This window comes from Gammaproteobacteria bacterium (genome assembly GCA_028819075.1).
Taxonomy (GTDB): Bacteria; Gemmatimonadota; Gemmatimonadetes; order Longimicrobiales; family Gaopeijiaceae; genus BD2-11.
The window spans coordinates 25,490-44,416 of the sequence record JAPPMM010000014.1; the positions used below are offsets into that span (position 1 = coordinate 25,490).

Sequence of the window (18,927 nt, forward strand, 5' to 3'; positions counted from 1 at the left end):
GTGCGCGTTCGCTTCGCTCCGTCGCCGACGGGGTTTCTGCATGTCGGCGGCGCCCGCACCGCGCTTTTCAACTGGCTGCTCGCGCGCCGGAGCGGCGGGACCTTCGTGCTGCGCATCGAAGACACCGACCGCGCCCGCTCGAGCGAGGCGATGACCGGGGCCATTCTGCACGGGCTGGAGTGGCTCGGCATCGACTGGGACGAGGGGCCCTTCTTCCAGAGCGACCGGGTGGGCGAGCACACGGCCGCCGGCCGCAAGCTGCTGGCCGGCGGGCATGCGTACCGGGACTTCTCCACGCCCGAAGAACTCGCCCGCGACCGCGCCAACATCGCCGTCCTGGCGGGCGAGGCCACCCGGGCGGCCCGGCGGCGGGCGGAGGCGCTGGCGCCCGGCGAAGCCGAAGAGCGCGCCGCGGCGGGCGAACCGCACGCGATGCGCTTCCTCGTCCCGGAGGGCTCGACCGAATGGGAGGACGCCGTCCACGGCCGCATGCGCTTCCGCAACCGGGACATCGACGACCTGGTCATTCTGCGCGCCGACGGCAGCCCGACCTACAACCTCGCGGTGGTCTGCGACGATGCCCACGCGCGCATCGACATGGTGCTCCGGGGCGACGACCACCTGTCCAATACGCCCAAGCAGATCCTTCTGGCGCGGGCCCTGGGCTTCCCGGTGCCGCGCTTCGGCCACGTGCCGCTCATCCTGGGACGGGACGGCAAGCGCCTCTCCAAGCGCCACGGCGCCACCGATATCGCCGAGTATCGGCGCGACATTCTGCCGGAGGCGATGGTCAACTTCCTGGCCCTGCTCGGCTGGTCCCCCGGCGACGACCGCGAGGTGATGGAGCTGGACGAGATCGTCCGGCGCTTCTCGCTCAAGCGCATCCTGCGCAAGGGCTCGGTGTTCGACGCCGACAAGCTCGCCTGGCTCAACGGCCGCCACCTGTCGCGCATGGATCTCGCCCGGCTGGGGTCGCTCGTGAAGGCGCAGCTCCCGCAGGCAGCGGATGCGACGATCAAGGACCGGCCGGGCTGGTACGAAGGCCTGCTCGACCTGCTGCGCACGCGGGCGCGCAGCCTGGACGCGCTGGCCCGCAACGTGTTGCTCTACCTGCCGGGCGAGATCTCTTACGAACCCAAGGCTGTACGCAAGCACTGGAAGCGCCGAGCGCAGGTAGAGGAGTATCTGAACGCCCTCCGCCGGAGGTTCGAGCACTGCGAGTGGCAGCCCGAGCCGCTGGAGAGCTCGCTCCGGAGTCTCGCCGAGGAGTTCGGCGTGGGCGCGGGGCGCCTGATCCATCCGCTCCGGGTGGCGCTCACCGGCCAGGCCGCGAGCCCCGGCATCTTCGACGTGCTGTACCACCTCGGGAAGCCCGTCTCCCTCGACCGCATCGGGCGCGCGCTGGAGACGCTGGCCGCAGGAGAGGCCGATCCCGCGCCCGCCGGCCAGACCGCTGCCGCGCCGGGTAGCCGGTGAGGCCGGTGATGCGCAAACGAGTGCCTACCGGACGGACGAGGCGACCAGACCCGGCGGTGTGGTATCCGGGGCGCCGGAGGCGAACAGCACGGTCGGCCGCCTTCGCGGTGGCCGCGATGACGACGCTGATCGCCCTCGCGCCTCCTGCGCTTTCGGCGCAACGGGCCAACCGCAAGGCCGTCGAGGTCATTTTCGACGTGCTGCCGCCAGGCGAGCAGCCCACCTTCTTCGCCGAACAGGTCGGGCGCCCACCCGGCGCCACCGGCCGCGCCCTGCTGGACGACGAGAACCGGAGCGCGCTGGAGCAGCTCGGCTACGTCGAGGTCGCCGCGGTCGAGGACGTGCTGCTCTGCCCCGACTTCCCGTCCCCCGAGGGTTGCCGCATCCGGGACGCGGGCGTGCTCTACCAGCTCGTCATGCCCGAACCCATCGCCGGCGGACGGCTCTCGATGCGCGTGGTTCGTCTGATCGACGGGGCCGGCACCAACGGCCTGATCCGCCGCGAAGTGTGGGACATCCTGATGGTGCCCGACGCCGAGATGGGATGGCGGGCCGTGCGCACGCGCCTCGACGCCACCAGCGATGGCCCTTGGGCCCCGCCGCCCGGTTCGTACGGGCTCGAAGGAGGACGCGTCAACATGAACAGATCCACCGCACACGACGATCCGGCCATAGCCGGCATTTCGGGCGGCTCCAGGCGGTGAGCGGGGCGGAGAAGCACGCGCGGGCACTCATCGTGAAGGCGTGGCGATCGCGCTGGGAGGCGCTGCAATCGCCACCGGCCGACGAGGCGGACCTGGGTGTCCTCATGGCACGGATCGAGGCCGACCTCGTCAGGGCCTGCGAGATCTCCCGGCAGGCAGGTGCGAGCAAGGAGCTGTCCGCCGCGCTGGGCAAGCTCGGCCACGTCGCGCTGGACCTGGGCCACCCGGACAAGGCCCGGACTCTGTTCGAGGAGTCGGTCGCGGCCGCGCGGGAGACCCGCGATCCGCTGCGGCTCGCACACGCGGTGCGGCACCTTGGCCAGGTGAACCAGCGCCTTGGTCGGCTCGATTCAGCGGGACGGTGTTACGAGGAGGCGCTCGACCTGTACGATCGCGACAGGACGGCCCATCCCCTGGACCACGCCAACGCCGTTCGGCCCATGGCCCTGCTCAGGGAGGAACTCGGCGACGCTGAAGGGGCGCGGCACCTGTGGCGCAGGGCCGCGAAGCTGTACCGAGCCGCCGGTGTCGAGGAGGGTGTGCGCGAATGCGAAACGCATCTGTCGAGCCCGTAGCCTCCGCCCCGCCTCCGGCTCAGGCGCCCGCGCCCGCGCCCGCCGTCTCCTTCATCCCGTACCGGCGACGCACGTAGTCGTCCACGATCTCCTTGAACTCGTCCGCCAGGCCTTCGCCCTTGAGCGTGCAGTAGTGGGCTCCGTCCACGTAGACCGGGGCCTTGGGCTCCTCGAAGGTGCCGGGCAGCGAGATGCCGATATCGGCGTGCTTCGACTCCCCGGGACCGTTCACCACGCAGCCCATGACCGCGACGCGCATCTCCTCGACCCCGGGATGCATCGACTTCCAGACCGGCATCTGCGCGCGCAGATAGCCCTGGATGTCCTCCGCGAGCTCCTGGAAGAAAACGCTGGTGGTCCGTCCGCATCCCGGACATGAGGTGACCTGGGGCTCGAAGTTGCGGATCTCGAGCGACTGCAGGATCTGCTTCGCGACTTGCACTTCCTCGGTTCGGTCCCCACCCGGACGGGGCGTCAGCGAGACGCGGATGGTGTCGCCGATCCCCTCGAGCAGCAGCGGGGCCAGCCCCGCGGCGCTGGCTACGATGCCCGGAATGCCCATGCCGGCTTCCGTCAGCCCGAGGTGAAGCGCGTAGTCGCTCAGGGGCGCCAGCTTGCGATAAACGGTCACAAGGTCCTGCACCTTGGAGACCTTCGCGCTTATCACGATGCGGTCGTGGCCCAGCCCGACCTCCTCGGCGAGGACGGAGGAGCGCATTCCGCTCTCCACCATCGCATCCAGGACCACCTCTCCGGCGTCACGGGGCCGCGCGCGCTTCGCGTTCTCGTCCATGAGCTCGGTCAGCAGCCGCCGGTCCAGCGAGCCCCAGTTGACGCCGATGCGCACAGGCTTGTCGTATTCGATGGCCAGCCGAATGATGCTGCTGAAGTTCTCGTCGCGCCGCTTGGCGCCGACGTTGCCGGGGTTGATGCGGTACTTGGCGAGGGCGCGCGCACACGCCGGATGCTCGGCGAGCAGGATGTGCCCGTTGTAGTGGAAGTCGCCCACGATCGGCACCTCCACGCCCTGGTCGCGCAGGCGCGCCACGATCTCGGGGACCGCGCGGGCGGCCGGGTGGTGGTTGACCGTGATCCGCACCAGCTCGCTCCCGGCGGCGGCCAGGGCGGCGACCTGCGCGGCGGTGGCCGCGGCGTCGGCGGTGTCGGTGTTGGTCATCGACTGCACGACGACCGGGTGATCCCCCCCGACCATGACTCCGCCGATATCCACGGCCGCCGAGGGCCTGCGTTTCACGTGACTCATGGCGCTTCCATCGCTCCGGGTTGTCATTCGCGCTCAATGGTGACAAATCTAGCACCCGGACGGCGGCCATACATGCGTGGCTGAATCTCCCCCCAATCCAGTGAGGAAACGAATGTCACAAGTGACCATCCGCGTCATCAGGAACGGACCCTGTCGAATCGATGGCGAAATCGAACTCCAGAACGACGCGGGAGACCCCATCGCGACGCGTCCCGGCAAGGCGACCTTCCTTTGCCGCTGCGGGGGCTCGGCGAACAAGCCTTTCTGCGACGGCAGCCACAAGCGCAACGGCTTCGAGGCGGACTGATGGACCGCGCGAGGCTCAGCCCCCAAGCCGTGACGCTTGCCTCGCTATTGGCGCTCCTGGCCGCATGCGGTGATGGATCCGCCCCCGGAGGCTCATCCGCCGCAGATGGCACCGCCGGCGGAGCGGGAATCGGCCTGTCCGCGATTGAATCCGTCCAGGCCACCACCGGCGACGCCTCCGGGCTCGCCGCGCGCGTAACGGCCCGGCTCGACGGCCTCCCGGCCCGCACCTCGCTCTTCGCCCGGCACCTGCCGTCGGGCCGCGAAATCGCCATCCGCGCCGACGAGCCGATGAACGCGCTCAGCGTCATCAAGATCCCGGTCATGGTGCTCGCGTACCGCGACGCGGAGGCGGGCAGGCTCGACCTCGATGAGCGCTACCGCATCCGGCCCGAGGATCTGCGCCGGGGAAGCGGCCTGCTCCAGACCTTCGCGCCCGGGTTGGAGCCGACCTGGCGCGACCTGATCACCCAGATGATCATCACCAGCGACAACACCGCCACCGACATCATGATCGCGCGCCTCGGCCAGGAGCGCGTCAACGAAATGCTGTCGGAACTTGGCTACGAGCAGACCCGCCTGCGCGCCACCATCGGCGATCTCTTCCGCCGGGTGTGGGTCATGGCCGACCCCGCCAACGAGGCGCTGTCCCACCGCGAGGTCTTCGAGCGCGGCTTCCCCTCCGACCCCGAGGCGTCCGCGCGCACCTTCCGCTTCGAGGGCGACCCGGAGGAATGGCTGGGCAGCATCACCGCCCGCGAGATCGCGGGCCTGCTGGCGCAGATCCACAACGCCGAGGTGGCGTCGCGCGCGTCGAGCGACGAAATGATCCGCATCCTGGAGCGCCAGTTCTACAGCACGCGCCTGCCCCGCTATATCCGTTTCCGCGCCTCCGTGGCCCACAAGACCGGCGACTGGCCGCCCTATGCCGGCAACGACGTGGGGATCCTGTACTACGAAGGCGGACCCACCGTGATCGCGGTCTTCACCAACCAGAACACGGGCGACTTCATCGAGCTGGAGTCCACGCTGGGCCGCATCGCCGAGGACATCGTCAACAGTTGGCGCTAGCTGGGCCGCGATCCTCCCGCGGCAGGCATACCCACTACCGGTAGGGGCATCCCACTACCGGTAGTGGGTGTTCAGGGCTCATTGGCCGCCGGGGCTCGTGAACAGCGGATCGACGCGGGCGTAGCTTGCCTCCATGCCCTGCTCCATCCCGGTTTCGATCATCGTCTCTCGGGTCGCCTCATCGGCGAAGACCATGCGCATTGTCAGGAGAGCGCCTTCGCCGTCGGCTTCGAACCGGGTCTCAACGCGGTATTCGGCCGTCGCGTCGTCCAGCTCCATCCGCTCGCTGTGGACGATGCGCGCGCCGGGCTCGATCTCGAGCATCTCACCCGTGATCCCGAACCGCTGGCCATCTTCATGCTGCCATTCGTAATGGATACGCCCCCCGGGCCTGGCCTCGTTCACGCACACCGTCATTGACCATCCAGGCGGCCCGAGCACCCACTGCCGGATGAGCTCCGGGTCGGTGTGCGCGCGGTAGAGCGCCTCGGGCGAGGCCTTGAAACGGCGCGTTGCGACGATGTCCGTCTCCCCGTCCCCGGTGAGCGCCAGGTTGCTCATTCGGCCCCCTTCGTGTGTGCAGATCACTTGGCTCCACTACGACAGCTGCCCCTTGGGAAAGCCTGGCGAGGATGGGCTGTAGACGGCAAGGTCCTGCAGGCCCACCGCGGAGTGGCCATCGAGGAAATGGTGATGATCGATCTCCCGTCTTCCCTGGTCCCTTGACTCGCTCGGCCGCTTCCCCTACTGTTGCATCTGTAGTACATGACTACAACAGTTGAGGCGCCATGAAGATCAGACTCAGCCACGCCGACGGCCGACCGCTGTACGTCCAGATCATGGACGCGGTGCGCAGCGGTCTCGTTCGGGGAAGTCTCCGTCCCGAGGATCCGCTCCCTTCGGTGCGCGATCTCTCCTCGAGTCTCCGCGTGAATCCGCGGACCGTATCGCAGGCGTATGCGGCGCTCGAGCGCGACGGCGTGGTACAGGTGCGGCACGGGAAGGGCACGTTCGTGGCGCCGGGGGTGCGGCCGGAGGAAAAGGAGCGGCCGCGCCTTGCGAGGGAGGTGGCGAGGCGGGCCCTGGCTGACGCCTCGCGGAACGGACTCGCGCTGGCCGATCTGATGACGGCGCTGCGGGAGGTGGAGGGTGGAGATGCTCATGGTGACGGAAGGAAGGAGGACGGACGATGACGGACACAGCTACCGCGGCGCTTCCCATCGACCTCGGGAACGGTCCATTCGCGGTGACGACACGGGGGCTGGCGAAGCAGTTCGGTTCTACACGCGCTCTGGACGGCCTGGATCTGCAGGTTCCGGAAGGGTCCGTATACGTGCTCGTGGGTCCCAACGGCGCGGGCAAGAGCACGCTGATTCGGACCCTCATGGGTCTCGTGCGATACCAGGACGGAGCGGTCAGCGTGCTGGGGCGGGACCCGGCCGACCGGGGAGCCGAAGTGCGCGCGGGTATCGGCTATGTACCTGAGGACTACCGGGTCGGCTACGCCTGGATGACGGTGGGCCGGCTGCTGGAGCACCAGGCGGTCTACCACCCGTCCTGGGACGCGGAGTATGCCCGCGGATTGAGGGCCAGGTACGGGATCGATCCCCGACGCAAGTGCCACACGCTGTCGAAGGGTGAGAGCCGACGCGTGCAGCTCGTTCTGGCACTGGCGCACAGGCCGCCGCTGCTCCTTCTGGACGAGCCGACCGACGGCCTGGACCATGTGGTGCGCGACGAGACCTTGAGCATCCTCAGCGAACACCTCGCCGATTCTCCGACCACCGTTGTGATCTCCACGCACCGGGTCTACGAGGTGGAGCCCTTGGTGGATCACGTGGGCGTGCTATCGGAGGGACGGCTCCTGGGCCAACTGCCGCGCGACGAGTTGTACGGGGGCCTGTTGCGCTACTGGGCGGATGTTCCCGAAGGCTGGAGGGGACCCGGCGAGTTGGCGGGGCGCGTGGTCAGGCGCAGCGACGCGGCCCGCGCGATCGAATGGACGGTGTGGGGCGACCGTGACGCCGTTACGCGCGGCCTGTCGCAGGCGGGCGCGGCGGTGCGGGAAGTCGCTCCCCTGTCGGTGGACGAAGCAGCGCTGGCTCTACTCTCCGAAAGGGAGGCAACATGACGGACTCGACCGCAGGCCGCATACCCGCAATGAAGGCGGTGTGGGGCGAACAGCTTCGCGTGGTCGGGCTCGCGATCCGCCGCGAGGGCGCCCTGGCAGCCCTGGCGCTGGCGCTCGGCTCGGTGGCCCTCATCGCCTTCAGCAGAATGCCTGTCCTGCAGGCGATGGTCGATGGGGAGATCGGTGAACTCGTCTTCGATCCCGGGGAGCCGCCCTGGGGCTTCTTCGGCGTGCTCGGCGCCCTGCTGCTTCCGCTCGTGGTGTGGAAGGGCGAGCGGCGGTTCGGCGACACCCCGCTGTGGTCGATGCCCGTCGATCACCGGAGACACGCGCTTCTCAAGGTCGCGGCCGGATGGGTCTGGCTCATGGCGATCCTGGGTGCGGCTCTCGTTTGGGTCACGCTCACGACGCTGGCGAGCGGCGGGTCCCTGGGGGTCGACGAGGTTCGCCTGCTTGTCCTCGACCCGGCGGGAGCCACCGCGGGCACGCCGGGTGCCGTGCAATCGGTGAACTGGACCACTCCGTGGTGGGAGTGGGCACTCCCGTTCACCTCGGCGACCGCAGCCTACCTGCTTGCCAGCACCCTTGTGCTCGCCACACGCCGCCCGCTGTTCTGGGCCGCCGGGCTGTGGGTCGCGGGCGGGGTCGTGCTGGGCATCGCCGACTTCCGGGACATCGACTGGATTCAGCGGGTCAGCGACTTCGTTGCCTGGTACATCGGTGGAGGCTCGTTCGCATGGGGGATGAGCGGTGGGAGGGAGGTGTGGACGCTCCTGCCGAACGTGAAGATGTGGACGGCATTATCCGCGTTCTGGATCGGCCTGGGGCTGGCGGGGGTGCTGGCGGCGTCGAGCCGAGCACGGAATCACTGACCCGGGCGGCACACTCTGGATCGTTACCGCTGCACGCGCCCGCTGGCACCCCCACTCATGAGAGCCTCGACTTCGGTCACGCCCACCCGGTGGAAGTCGCCCGGGACCGAGTGCTTCAGGCACCCGGCCGCCGTCGCGAACTCCAAAGCGCTGCGGTCGTCCGCATGGGTCGCGAGACCGTAGATGAACCCCGCGGCGAAGGCGTCGCCGGTTCCGACGCGGTCGACGATGTCCGGCACCTCGTATCTGCCGCTCACCATGAAGTCCCGGCCGTCGTGCAGGCAGGCGCCCCAGGTGTTGTCGTCGGCGCTCCGGCTCTCGCGCAGGGTGATGACCTGCTTCTCCAGGTTCGGAAAGGCGGCCAGCACCCGCTCGGCCAGCACCCGGTAGCGCTCATGATCCAGGGCGCCGGCCTCTACGTCCACGTTCGATGCGATCCCGAGCGAGCGCTGGCAGTCCTCCTCGTTCGCGATGCCGATCTGCACGTGCGCCACCAGCTCGCGCATCACCTCCGGGGCGGTTTTCCCGTACTTCCAGAGCTTGCTCCGGTAGTTGTAGTCGCACGAGACGGTCACCCCCCGCTCTCTCGCCCGGCGGACCGCCTGCAGGGAGAGTTCGGCGGCGGCGGAGCTGAGCGCCGGCGTGATGCCGGTGATGTGGAACCAGTCCGCACCCTCCAAGACGGCATCCCAGTCAAAGTCGCCTCGGCCGGCGCAGGCGATGGACGAGTTCGCGCGGTCGTAGACCACCCGGCTGGGCCGCTGGTTCGCTCCCGTCTCCAGGTAGTAGATGCCCATGCGCTCACCTCCCCGCCGGATGTGCCGGGTGTCCACGCCGAAGCGGCGCAGTTCGCCGATGGCCGCATCGGCGATCGGGTTCGCGGGCAGGACCGTGCAGAAGGCCGCGTCCAGCCCGAAGTTGGTGAGCGAGACCGCCACGTTGCTCTCGGCCCCGCCGAAGGTCGCCTCGAGACGCGGGCTCTGGAGCAACCGCTCGCGTCCCGGGGCCCGGAGCCGCAGCATGAGCTCGCCGAAGGTCACGATGCGCATGGGGGAGGTCATGGGCGCTCTCTCCGGACGACGGCGACGGTCCGCGCGGCCTCGTCGCGGATCCGGTCGAAGGCGCCCGCGTCGATCGACGCGGGCGGCGCGAGCCAGGAACCGCCGCACGCCAGCACCCGATCGAGCTTGAGGTAACCGGGGAGGTGCTCGCGCTTCACTCCTCCGGTGGGGATGAACCTCAGGCCGGGGAAAGGCGCCGAGATCGCCTTGAGGAAGGACGCTCCTCCGAGGGGCCCGGCGGGAAAGAACTTCAGCACGTCGAGCCCCGCCTCGAGGGCGCTCTGAATCTCGGTGGGCGTGCATACGCCGGGATAGACGGGGAGTTCGTGCGCCCGGCAATAGTCGACCACGCGGGCATCGAAGCCCGGGGAGACCACGAATCGCGCCCCCGCCTCCCTCGCGGCCTCCGCCTGCCCGGGTGTGAGGACGGTGCCGGCGCCCGGCAGGACGTCGGGGACCTCCGCCGCGATGCGGCGCAGCGCCTCCGCGGCCCCGGAAGTCCTGAACGTGATCTCGGCGCACGGAAGGCCGCCCTCGGCCAGTGCGCGCGCCAGCGGCACCGCGCGGCGCGGGTCGCGGATGACGACCACGGGGACCACGCCCAGCCGGCCGATCCGTTCGTTCAGGGACGTCATCGCGATCCACGCTTCTCGCGGACCGCCATCCCTTCCACCCCTTCCCACAGCCCCTGCAGGTACATCGCCCCGAGCGCTCGATCGTACAGGCCGTAGCCCGGCTGGCCCGTCTCGCCCCAGATCATGCGTCCGTGGTCGGGGCGCATCGGCCCGGCAAACTCCACCTCGCGCAGCGCGCGGACCACCTCCAGCAGGTCGACATCCCCCAGCCGCGACGGGTGGGGACTCTCGTGGAAGCGCCGATCGCCGGTCACGCGGACGTTGCGGCAATGCGCGAAGTGGATCCTCGAACCCAGGCGGCGGATGATCGCGGGCAGGTCGTTGTCGGGACGGGCGCCCAGGGAGCCGGTGCAGAAGGTGATCCCGTTGGCGGGCCGATCCACCAGCCCCAGCAGCCGCTCGAGCGCCGGACCATCTGTGACGACGCGCGGCAGCCCGAAGACGGACCACGGCGGATCGTCCGGATGCATCGCCATCAGCACACCGGACTCCTCCGCCACGGGTACCACGGCCTCCAGGAAGTACCCCAGGTTCTCCCAGAGCTGCTCCTCTTCCATCGCGCGGAAGGCGGCGAGCAGCTCGGAAAGCCGTTCGGGCTGGACGGGCGACCACGCCGGAAGCGCGGCCGGGCCCCGCGCGGGATCAAGCGCGGCCAGCTCCTCCGGGTCGTACGCGAGCGTGGCCGACCCGTCCGCCAGCCGCTTGTCGATGCTCGTGCGGGTCCAGTCGAGCACGGGCATGAAGTTGTAGCAGATGACCGGCACGCCGATCTCGCCCACGGCGCGCACGCTCTCGCAGTAACGCTCGATGAACCGATCCCTCGAGGGCCGCCCCAGCTTGATGTCGTCGTGGACGGGAATGCTCTCCACCACCGCGAAGCGGAGCCCCGCGTCGTCGATCGCCTCGCCCAGCCGGCTCAGCTCGTCCCGCGGCCACGCTTCCCCCGCGGGGATGTCGTGCAGCGCGCTGACCACCCCCTCGACGCCGGGGATCTGGCGAATCCGCGACAGGCTCACCGAATCCCCGGGACCGAACCAGCGGAAGCTCATCAGCATGGGCGCCTCAGATGCCGCTGAAGGCGCTGAAGCCCCCGTCGACGGGGATCACGGCGCCGGTGACGAACGACGCGGCGTCGCTCGCAAGCCAGCGGACTACCCCCGCCACCTCCGCGGGCCTCCCCAGCCGCCCCATCGGGGTGTGTTCGATGATGCGCCTGGCCCGCGCGGTGTAGCTCCCGTCAGGCTTCACCAGCACGGCCCGGTTCTGCTCCGCCAGGAAGAAGCCGGGCGCGACCGCATTGACTCGGAGACCGTCCCCGTGCCGGCGGGACAGTTCGACCGCCATCCAGCGCGTGAAGTTCTCGATGGCGGCCTTGGCGGCCGAGTAGGCCATGACGCCCGTGAGAACCCGAAGCGCCGCCATCGACGAGATGTTCACGATGCAGCCGGCGCCCCGAGCGGCCATCGCCTCACCGAAGACCATGGACGGTACGACCGAGCCGTGGAGGTTCAGGCGGAGGGCCTCGTCGAAGGCATCTGCGGGAACCGCGAAAATGCTCCCCTCGTCGCTGCGCGCACGCTTCATGTTCCCCCCCGCGGCGTTGACCAGCACATCCACCGCTCCCCACCGGTCCAGGAGCTCGCGACGTGCCCGGCGAAGCGCCTCTTCGTCCAGCACGTCCGCCTCCAGCGCGATGGCTCCACCGATCCCGGCAGCCTTCGCTTCAGCCTGCTCGCGGCGGCGGCCCAGCACCGCAACCCGCGACCCCGCACGCCCCAGCTCCGCGGCGATCGCTCCGCCCAGCACGCCGTAGCCGCCGCACACCACCGCCACCCTGCCGGTGAGGTCGAACGGATCGGTCTCCCCGCCCGAACTCACCCGCCCCGCTCTGCGAGCTGACGCTCGATGGAATCGCGCATGTAGGGAAGATGCCGGAGCGCGTTCTCGAAGTAGATCTTGCGCAGCACTTCGTCCGGAAGGCCGATCCCGTAGATGTTGTAGCGCCCGTGGCCCGGCGAGCCGCCGGGGGTGCGGACCTGGGCCGGATGAAAGAAGTGCTCGTCGAACGTCTCCAGGAAGCGCCAGTGCGGGGTCCAGAAGTCGTCGATCGTGCGGCGCCGGTTGCCGTCGGTGCCGAAGAGGATGCGGTCCTGGTACTTGAGGAAGAACTCTCTCCACAGGCGGGGCGCGCGGCCCAGGTCCTGAATCGCGGCGGATGTCTCCAGGTCGGCGTTCGGATAGGTGTCCAGCAGCGTTCCGAGCCTCCCCGGGTCGTAGTAGAGCATCGCCATATGCCCGAGCACGAAGCGCGTGCGCGGATGCTTGGCGAGCATCCTCTCGCGCGCGACCTCGATCACCTCGCGGGGCGGGCCCGACTCGTAGAGATTGCCGCTCTTGTCCCCCGGATGCCGCCACAGGCCGGCCTCGTAGCGCTCGTTGAGAGGACCGATGGGATAGAAGCGTCCGACCGAGTCGCTGGTGTGAATCATGATCGGCTTGTCGTGCTTCGCGGCCATCGCCCACACGGCATCGAGGCGCGGATCGTCGGCCTGGATGAAGCTGCCGTCCGGGTTGCGCGCGCCCTGGCCCAGTGCCTTGGACACCTTCAGGCCGCCGGCGCCGGCCAGAAAGCCGCGTTCCAGCTCCCCGGCCATCCACTCTGACCAGCCGGGCTCGTTGATGCCGTCGAGGTTCAGGGTGACGAAGTTCACGACCCGGTCCCGGTACGCCTGCCCCGCCGCCAGCGTGGAGTCGAGGTGGGCCCCGGTGCCGCCGTTCAGGTTGATGATCGCGCCCATGCCGATGGAGTCCATGAGGGCGACCATGCTCTCGTACGCCTCGGAGGTGGTGAGTTCGCCGGCGTGCACGTGGAAGTCGATGGCCGGGAATCCTGCCCGCGTGATGTTGGTTCTCGGGAGCCGGAGCAGGATATAGGGCATGGGCGGCTGCTCGTATCCGACCGGTTCCCAGCCCTCCGGAGGCAGGGTCGCCTCCAGAGGCGGCATCGGCGGGATCCAGACGGCGCCTTCGGCCATCCCCTCGGGCGCGCGCGGGATCACCGGAATGGGGGTTCCGTCGCGGGCCCTTATGGTGTCGTTGCCCTGCCGGGCTGCGGCCGGCTGGCCCGGGAGAACGGCGAACAGCGCCGCGGCGAACAGGGCATGAGTCACGAACGAACAACGCATGGGTCCTACCTCCTGTCCCGCTCCCTCAACCTCTCGGGAGGGCGCGTGTCATGTAGTCGACGATCGCCGCGCGCTGCTCCGGCGTGGTCGCGTTGATGAAGCCGCGGGCGTACTTCTCGCCCACGAACAGCCGCCACTCTTCGGCGCTGCGGCGGTTGTTGATGATCCGGTCGGCCGAGTGGCACCGCGTGCAGGCTTCGCGCGCCAGATCGCTCCCGGGCAGATCCGGCAGCTCCGCTCCACCCATGCCGCCCAGGAACCCGTCGGGAGGCGGCTCGACCGGGGGAGGCGGCGGGGGCGCCTGCGGCTCCATCGACGGCGCGGGCAGGTCCGCGTCCAGCGCGAAGGTGTAGACCCGGCCCGGCGCGTAGCTGCCGCCCCGGCCGGTCACCACCGAGACGTATTGCCGGCCGTCCAGCATGTACGTCACGGGATTGGCGAAGCCGGGCGCGAGCGGGTATTCCCACAGCATCTCGCCGTCGTCCGCGCGATAGGCGTTGAAGGACCCGCCCCCGTTCCCGTGGAACACCAGGTTGCCGGCGGTGGTCAGCGTACCGCCGGAGACGCCCCGCTGCTCGAAGCGGTGCCGCCAGCGCTCCTCCCGGGCGACCGGATCCCACGCGGCCAGAAAGGCACCGGAGCCCCCCATCCCGACCACCATGGGGTCGATCTCGCGATCCCGGGGCCCGGCCTGGGGCAGGACGGCGGGAAGCTCGGCGGCCACGTCGACGCCCCTGATCGGCCCTGCGGCCGGCCGGCGGCGTCCCATCCCGAAGCCCGGCTGCCCGGGCTCGATCGCGAAGTCCGGATCCACGGAGTACCAGCGGGAGGTCTCCTGCCCGGGCAGGTAGACGAGGCCGGTGGCCGGATTCCACGAGGTGGCATGCCAGTTGTGGGCGCCATCGGAGCCGGGAGAGATGAGCGCGCCCTCGATGCCGTAACGCGCGAAGTCGGTCTCGATCGGGCGCCCGGTCTCCGGGTCGTACCCCATCGCCCAGGTCACCCGCGCGAACGGCTCCGCGGAGATGAACTCGCCGGTCACGCGATCGATCACGTAGAAGAAGCCGTTCTTGGGCGCCTGCATGATGACCTGCCGCTCGCGCCCGCCGATGACCAGATCCGCGAGGATGAGGGGCTGGGTGGCGGCGTAGTCCCAGTCGTCGCCGGGCGTGGTCTGGTAGTGCCAGACGTACTCGCCCGTGCGCGGGCGCACCGCCATGATCGAGGTGAGATAGAGGTTGTCGCCGCCCGCCGGGCTCCGGATATCGCGCGCCCAGGGCCCTCCGTTGCCCACCCCGAAGTAGAGCAGGTCCAGCTCCGGATCCCAGGCCATCCCGTCCCACACCGTCCCGCCGCCCCCGTACCGCCACCAGGCGCCGGTCCAGGTCTCGGCCGCCCGCTCCAGGGCCTCGCTCTCGAAGGGCTCGGTGGGATCGCCCGGCACCGTGTAGAAGCGCCAGATCAGCTCGCCGGTCTGCGCGTCATAGGCCGACACGAAGCCGCGCACGCCGAACTCGGCGCCGCTGATTCCCGTGATCACCATGCCGTCGACGATGCGCGGGGCGCCGGTGATGCTGTAGTCGTCGAGCGGGCTCCGCACCTGCACCCGCCACACCTCCTCCCCCGTTCCCGCGTCCAGCGCGGCCAGGCTCCCGTTCAGGAGCCCCACGTAGACCTTGCCGTCGTAGAGGGCCACGCCCCGGTTGACCGGGCCGCAGCACAGGCTCGGCCCCCGCCGGTGCCGGATGCCGCGCGCGTCGGTGACGTACTGGGTCTGCGGGATCCCCGGGTCCCAGCGCCACTTCTCCTCGCCGGTGCGTGCGTCGACGGCGAAGACGACGCTCCAGGTGAGCGTGCCGTACATGGTGCCGCCCGCGACGATCGGCGTCCCCTCCAGTTGGCCCGGGTACGAGCCGGTGTCGTAGCTCCAGGCCAGGCCGAGCCGGTCCACGTTGCCGGCGTCGACCTGGTCGAGGGGGCTGTGGTGGGTGCCGTCCTGGTCGCGGCCGTAGTTGAGCCACTCCCCGGCGGGCGGGTTGAGCAGGATCTCCTGGTGCGGGTAGCCTCCCGACTCCTGCTCTCCGGCGATAAACGCGCCGGCACCGGCCACCACGGCCAGGAGAAGCCACATCCTTCGGTTGCGAATCAAGCCCGGGACCTCGCGCGGTTGGGTGCGTGTCTCATGCCGAAATAGTATGCCCGCGGCCGCGTCACGCACACGGCAGGCCGTCCATCCGCCACCCCGACGACTGCAGCCGGTCGATCAGGTAGGGGAGCCCGAAGGCGTGGGTCCAGCCGAAAACCCGGACTCCGCTTGAGAACGCCCAGTTGGGCATGCGCCCGCCGGCGAAGGGATCGCTCTCCCGGCCGGGCAGGCTGCTCACCGCCTCCATCTGCGTGACGAGTTCGCGCTGGGTCGTGTAGCTGTCGAACGGCCGCGCCATCTCATCGATTCGCAGGTACGCCGCCCGCCGGCACGCTTCGGTAAGGAACTCCGGGCCGCCGGTCAGGTCGTACCCGACCACCAGCGGGTGGATGCTCGCCAGATACGACTCCATGTCGTGGTCGAGGGGAGGGGTAGCGAGCAGGCTGCGGGCGTGCTCGATCTGACCGAGTTCCACCTCCCGGTCGTCGAACAACTGGAGGTACTTGCCCAGCCCGTGGGTGAGGTAGTGCTGGGAGTAGCCGAAGCGGTCGATGACCATGCGGCCGCCCTGCGTCCTCTGCAGCTCCAGAACCCGGTTCAACCGGTCCTCGAGTTCCTCGCGATGGATGTCCTCCCGGGTCACGTCGTAGAGTTCGGCCAGGTTCCACACCGACAGATAGAGCCTGCGCCCGGTGAGCCCGTGCTCCCCGAAGACCCGCTTGCGGTAGTAGTCCCCCGTCAGCCGGGCCACCTCGAGTCCCCGGTGATACCCGCTCAGGTAGTAGCTTGCCAGCCAGCCCGCGATCCAGACGTGGGCCGAGTACAGCGCGACCGCCTGCTGGTTGGTGTGGCGGGTGCCCATCCCCACGTACGGGCTTCCCTCCGGCTCTTCGAGCGATGTCCAGTAGTCGAGCGCGGCATTGGTGTCGCCCCGGTAGACCGGGCCCGCGGGCCAGTGCAGGTTGTCCACGTCCATGGTGTGGCGGCTCATGGCCTCGGCCTGGAGGTAGTCGTCCCGGCTGCCCGTCCGCATGAAGTTGAACCACCACTGGAAGTCCTGCGCCGGCTCGTTGTTGCCCCACTGCACCCAGCCGCCCCCGCGGTAATAGGTCTTCAGGTCGCCGTAGTCGAACATCCCGTACCAGGGCGCCCAGTCGCGGTTGAAGTGCATGTAGCGGAACTTGTACTGAAGACCCCGTTCCAGCGCCGGAATCCCGTTGTCGGCAGTCGCGAAGGTGCCGTAGACCCCCGAATCCCGGTACCACGCAGGCGGCGCGTGGGCGACGGGCGGATCGAGGACCGCGAGGGCGGACGCCCTCACGGCCGCCAGATCGGCGTCGCCGTCGTGGAAGTCGAGCACCAGCTCGGTCGTCTTGGTGATGCCCCGCGCGAAATTGCCGACCATACCCCCGTCGGCCTGGGGGCTCGCCCGCTGGAAGCCTTTCGGCGGATGGTCCGGAGGCCAGGCATAGGCATGCATCCGGCGCGCCTCCAGATCCACGGCGAGGCGATTGGGGTATTCCTCCAGCATCCCGCGCATGCCGATGCTGATGCCCCTCTCTCCGTCGGAGAGGTCGATCCACCCCTCGGCGCGTTCGGCCTCGGCGATTACGCGGTCCGACGCCACGATGGCCGAGAATCCCCCGATCCGTTCATCCGGGCCGGACTCGGGGATGGGTGGGACGCCGTCCGCGTCCGGGCCGGTCTGGAGCACCGAGAAGGTGGAAGCGCCCTCGGTGTTCTCCTCCAAGAAGATCGGTTCGCCGCTCTCCCACCAACGGCCCGCGCGGAGCGCGGTGCGGAACACCGGGTCCGCGCCCAGACGGTACGCGAGTCCGATCCCGGCCGAGGCGATCATGTCGTCGGGCCGGGTGATGCCGGCGTCCATCGAGCGTTCGAACTCGTCGACGATCAGCTCCCCCTGGGTGGCCACGTCGCGATGCTGCCGGCCATCCAGCGGGGCGCCCTGGTCCGGGTTTCCCGTGTAGGTGATGGTGTGGAGAACCTTCAGGTGCGCCCTTCCCGCGTACGCGTGGATGTAGGTGACGAAGGGGGAGGGAGGGTGTTCGGGCCGCTGGTAGCGGTACTCTCCCTCGATCCGCAGGATGGCGTGCATGGGCCCCGAGCCCCTCTCGACGAACGTCTGATGGATCACGGCCGACGAGGCATCCACGCCATCGGCGTCCACGAGGTCCAGAAACGACCCGCGCGCGCCGATCCCCGCGGCGATCACGTGCCCGGGCCCGAAGCCGTCGCCCGCCGGGTTGAACTCGACCCGGTCGATGAACCCGCTTCCGCCCTTCTGCACCCGCAGGCGCAGCGGCCCGGTATCGATCTCGGCGAACCCGTTCTGCCGCTGGTTGTTCACAAACCGGATCGGAGACTCGACCTCCACGGTGCGCCGCACCTCCGGCCCGTGCTCTACCGTGTACCGTCCGGAGCCATCGGTGAAGAAATCGACCCAGATCCACTTGAGGCTCCCGTCCGCCAGGCCCCAGGTGGTCACCGGGGTGATCTGGGAGGGGATCTCTTCGCCGGCGCCGTTGCGTACCCGCACGTTCTCCGTGGAGACCAGCTCCCCCTGCGGAAACGGAATACCGAACGTGACGGGCGCCCCCGGACGCTCCCCCTCGACCGTGATCGGGATCGGTGCCGCGCGCGGGGAGCACGCGAGGAGCAATGCGCCCGCGGTCAACGCGGCGACGAGGAGGAGTTTCTGCGCGTTCATGGCTTCACACGCGGGCCGCCGAGGCGGGGTCCAGGAGAAGTGTGGCGTTGTGGTGTCGGCGCAGAATCGACGCCGGACACGCGGTTGCGATCGGGCCGTTGAGCGCGTCGTGCACGGCGTCCGCCTTGCGCTCTCCCGGCACCACGCAGCTGATGACCGCGCTGCTCATGATGGCCGGAACCGTCAGGGTGAGCGCGCGCCTTGGGGTCTCGTCGAACGAGGAGAACCAGCCGTCGTGCATCTGCTGCAGGCGGCAGGCATCGTCGAGTTCGACCTCCTTCACCAGGAGCGGATCGTCGAAATCGGCCACGGGGGGATCGTTGAAGGCGATGTGCCCGTTCTCGCCGATGCCGATGCAGGCCACGTCCAGCGGGTGCGCCTGGAGGAGCGACTCGTATCGCTCGATCTCTCCCTGCAGATCATCCGCATCACCGCGCATCAGGTGCACGCAACCCGGCCGCGCCGCGTCCAGTATGTGCTCGCGCAGGAACCTGCGGAAGCTCGCGGGATGCTCCTCCGGGAGTTCCGTGTACTCGTCGAGGTGGAAGACGGTGACCCTCGCCCAGTCGATGGCCTTCCGCCCCAGGGCTCCCAGGAAGGACAACTGAGACACCGCAGCGGCAAACACCAGATTGGCTTCCCCTCTGCTCGCGATCGCGGAGGCCAGCCCCCTCTCGACGCGCGCGGCGGCCGCCTCCCCCAGCTCCCCGGGCGTCCCGTACACCTCCACGCGGAGCGCGCCCCTGCGGAACGACCGGATGGGTTCCACCTCC

At 69.6% G+C, this 18,927-nt stretch carries 18 protein-coding genes; 8 read left to right on the plus strand and 10 right to left on the minus strand.

Annotated elements, in window-relative coordinates; genetic code table 11:
* The 3 genes from gltX (at position 1) to OXU32_01300 (ending at position 2,755) form a co-directional block, all read left to right on the plus strand.
* On the plus strand, positions 1-1,476 hold the full coding sequence (gene gltX / locus OXU32_01290; protein ID MDE0072604.1) for a glutamate--tRNA ligase: 1,476 nt from the start codon (positions 1-3) through the stop codon (positions 1,474-1,476).
* A gap of 116 nt (positions 1,477-1,592) precedes the next feature.
* Positions 1,593-2,180 (plus strand): hypothetical protein, encoded by a 588-nt coding sequence (locus OXU32_01295; protein MDE0072605.1) that lies wholly within the window; start codon positions 1,593-1,595, stop codon positions 2,178-2,180.
* Positions 2,177-2,755, plus strand: a complete 579-nt coding sequence (locus tag OXU32_01300; GenBank protein MDE0072606.1) for a tetratricopeptide repeat protein — start codon at positions 2,177-2,179, stop codon at positions 2,753-2,755. Before OXU32_01295 ends, OXU32_01300 begins: the two co-directional genes overlap by 4 nt.
* A 19-nt stretch (positions 2,756-2,774) precedes the next feature.
* On the opposite strand, the gene ispG is transcribed toward OXU32_01300, so the two are convergent.
* A complete protein-coding gene (gene ispG, locus OXU32_01305; protein MDE0072607.1) occupies positions 2,775-4,019 on the minus strand; it encodes a flavodoxin-dependent (E)-4-hydroxy-3-methylbut-2-enyl-diphosphate synthase in 1,245 nt (414 codons plus the stop codon).
* A 112-nt stretch (positions 4,020-4,131) separates the two neighbouring features.
* Here ispG and OXU32_01310 point away from each other — a divergent pair, with 112 nt between their 5' ends.
* Both OXU32_01310 and OXU32_01315 read left to right on the plus strand, forming a co-directional pair.
* Positions 4,132-4,326: a CDGSH iron-sulfur domain-containing protein gene (locus OXU32_01310; protein MDE0072608.1), complete on the plus strand. Its 195-nt coding sequence runs from the start codon at positions 4,132-4,134 to the stop codon at positions 4,324-4,326.
* Complete coding sequence (locus OXU32_01315; GenBank protein MDE0072609.1) at positions 4,326-5,396, plus strand: class A beta-lactamase-related serine hydrolase; 1,071 nt, start codon at positions 4,326-4,328, stop codon at positions 5,394-5,396. Before OXU32_01310 ends, OXU32_01315 begins: the two co-directional genes overlap by 1 nt.
* Positions 5,397-5,474: 78 nt before the next feature.
* Here the strand turns inward: OXU32_01315 and OXU32_01320 are convergent, their stop codons facing one another.
* Positions 5,475-5,957, minus strand: a complete 483-nt coding sequence (locus tag OXU32_01320) for an SRPBCC domain-containing protein (protein MDE0072610.1) — start codon at positions 5,955-5,957, stop codon at positions 5,475-5,477.
* A 227-nt stretch (positions 5,958-6,184) separates the two neighbouring features.
* Here OXU32_01320 and OXU32_01325 point away from each other — a divergent pair, with 227 nt between their 5' ends.
* Genes OXU32_01325 through OXU32_01335 form a run of 3 tightly spaced genes read left to right on the plus strand, consistent with a single transcriptional unit; the run spans position 6,185 to position 8,399 of the window.
* Complete coding sequence (locus OXU32_01325; protein ID MDE0072611.1) at positions 6,185-6,589, plus strand: GntR family transcriptional regulator; 405 nt, start codon at positions 6,185-6,187, stop codon at positions 6,587-6,589.
* Positions 6,586-7,527, plus strand: coding sequence for an ABC transporter ATP-binding protein (locus OXU32_01330; GenBank protein ID MDE0072612.1), 942 nt, complete (start codon positions 6,586-6,588; stop codon positions 7,525-7,527). The genes OXU32_01325 and OXU32_01330 overlap by 4 nt, the downstream gene beginning before the upstream one ends.
* Positions 7,524-8,399: a hypothetical protein gene (locus OXU32_01335; GenBank protein MDE0072613.1), complete on the plus strand. Its 876-nt coding sequence runs from the start codon at positions 7,524-7,526 to the stop codon at positions 8,397-8,399. Before OXU32_01330 ends, OXU32_01335 begins: the two co-directional genes overlap by 4 nt.
* A gap of 23 nt (positions 8,400-8,422) precedes the next feature.
* On the opposite strand, the gene OXU32_01340 is transcribed toward OXU32_01335, so the two are convergent.
* From OXU32_01340 to OXU32_01375, 8 genes are all read right to left on the minus strand, one after another.
* Positions 8,423-9,460: a sugar kinase gene (locus OXU32_01340; GenBank protein ID MDE0072614.1), complete on the minus strand. Its 1,038-nt coding sequence runs from the start codon at positions 9,458-9,460 to the stop codon at positions 8,423-8,425.
* Positions 9,457-10,095 (minus strand): bifunctional 4-hydroxy-2-oxoglutarate aldolase/2-dehydro-3-deoxy-phosphogluconate aldolase, encoded by a 639-nt coding sequence (eda, locus tag OXU32_01345; GenBank protein ID MDE0072615.1) that lies wholly within the window; start codon positions 10,093-10,095, stop codon positions 9,457-9,459. The genes OXU32_01340 and eda overlap by 4 nt, the downstream gene beginning before the upstream one ends.
* A complete protein-coding gene (uxuA, locus tag OXU32_01350) occupies positions 10,092-11,150 on the minus strand; it encodes a mannonate dehydratase (GenBank protein ID MDE0072616.1) in 1,059 nt (352 codons plus the stop codon). Before uxuA ends, eda begins: the two co-directional genes overlap by 4 nt.
* Before the next feature lie 7 nt (positions 11,151-11,157).
* Complete coding sequence (locus OXU32_01355) at positions 11,158-11,973, minus strand: SDR family oxidoreductase (GenBank protein MDE0072617.1); 816 nt, start codon at positions 11,971-11,973, stop codon at positions 11,158-11,160.
* Positions 11,970-13,280: an amidohydrolase family protein gene (locus OXU32_01360; protein ID MDE0072618.1), complete on the minus strand. Its 1,311-nt coding sequence runs from the start codon at positions 13,278-13,280 to the stop codon at positions 11,970-11,972. Before OXU32_01360 ends, OXU32_01355 begins: the two co-directional genes overlap by 4 nt.
* A gap of 25 nt (positions 13,281-13,305) precedes the next feature.
* Positions 13,306-15,429, minus strand: coding sequence for a PQQ-dependent dehydrogenase, methanol/ethanol family (locus tag OXU32_01365; protein MDE0072619.1), 2,124 nt, complete (start codon positions 15,427-15,429; stop codon positions 13,306-13,308).
* A 61-nt stretch (positions 15,430-15,490) separates the two neighbouring features.
* Complete coding sequence (locus OXU32_01370) at positions 15,491-18,154, minus strand: hypothetical protein (GenBank protein ID MDE0072620.1); 2,664 nt, start codon at positions 18,152-18,154, stop codon at positions 15,491-15,493.
* 4 nt (positions 18,155-18,158) lie between these two features.
* Positions 18,159-18,923 (minus strand): glucosamine-6-phosphate deaminase, encoded by a 765-nt coding sequence (locus OXU32_01375; GenBank protein ID MDE0072621.1) that lies wholly within the window; start codon positions 18,921-18,923, stop codon positions 18,159-18,161.
* Positions 18,924-18,927 lie beyond the last annotated feature (4 nt).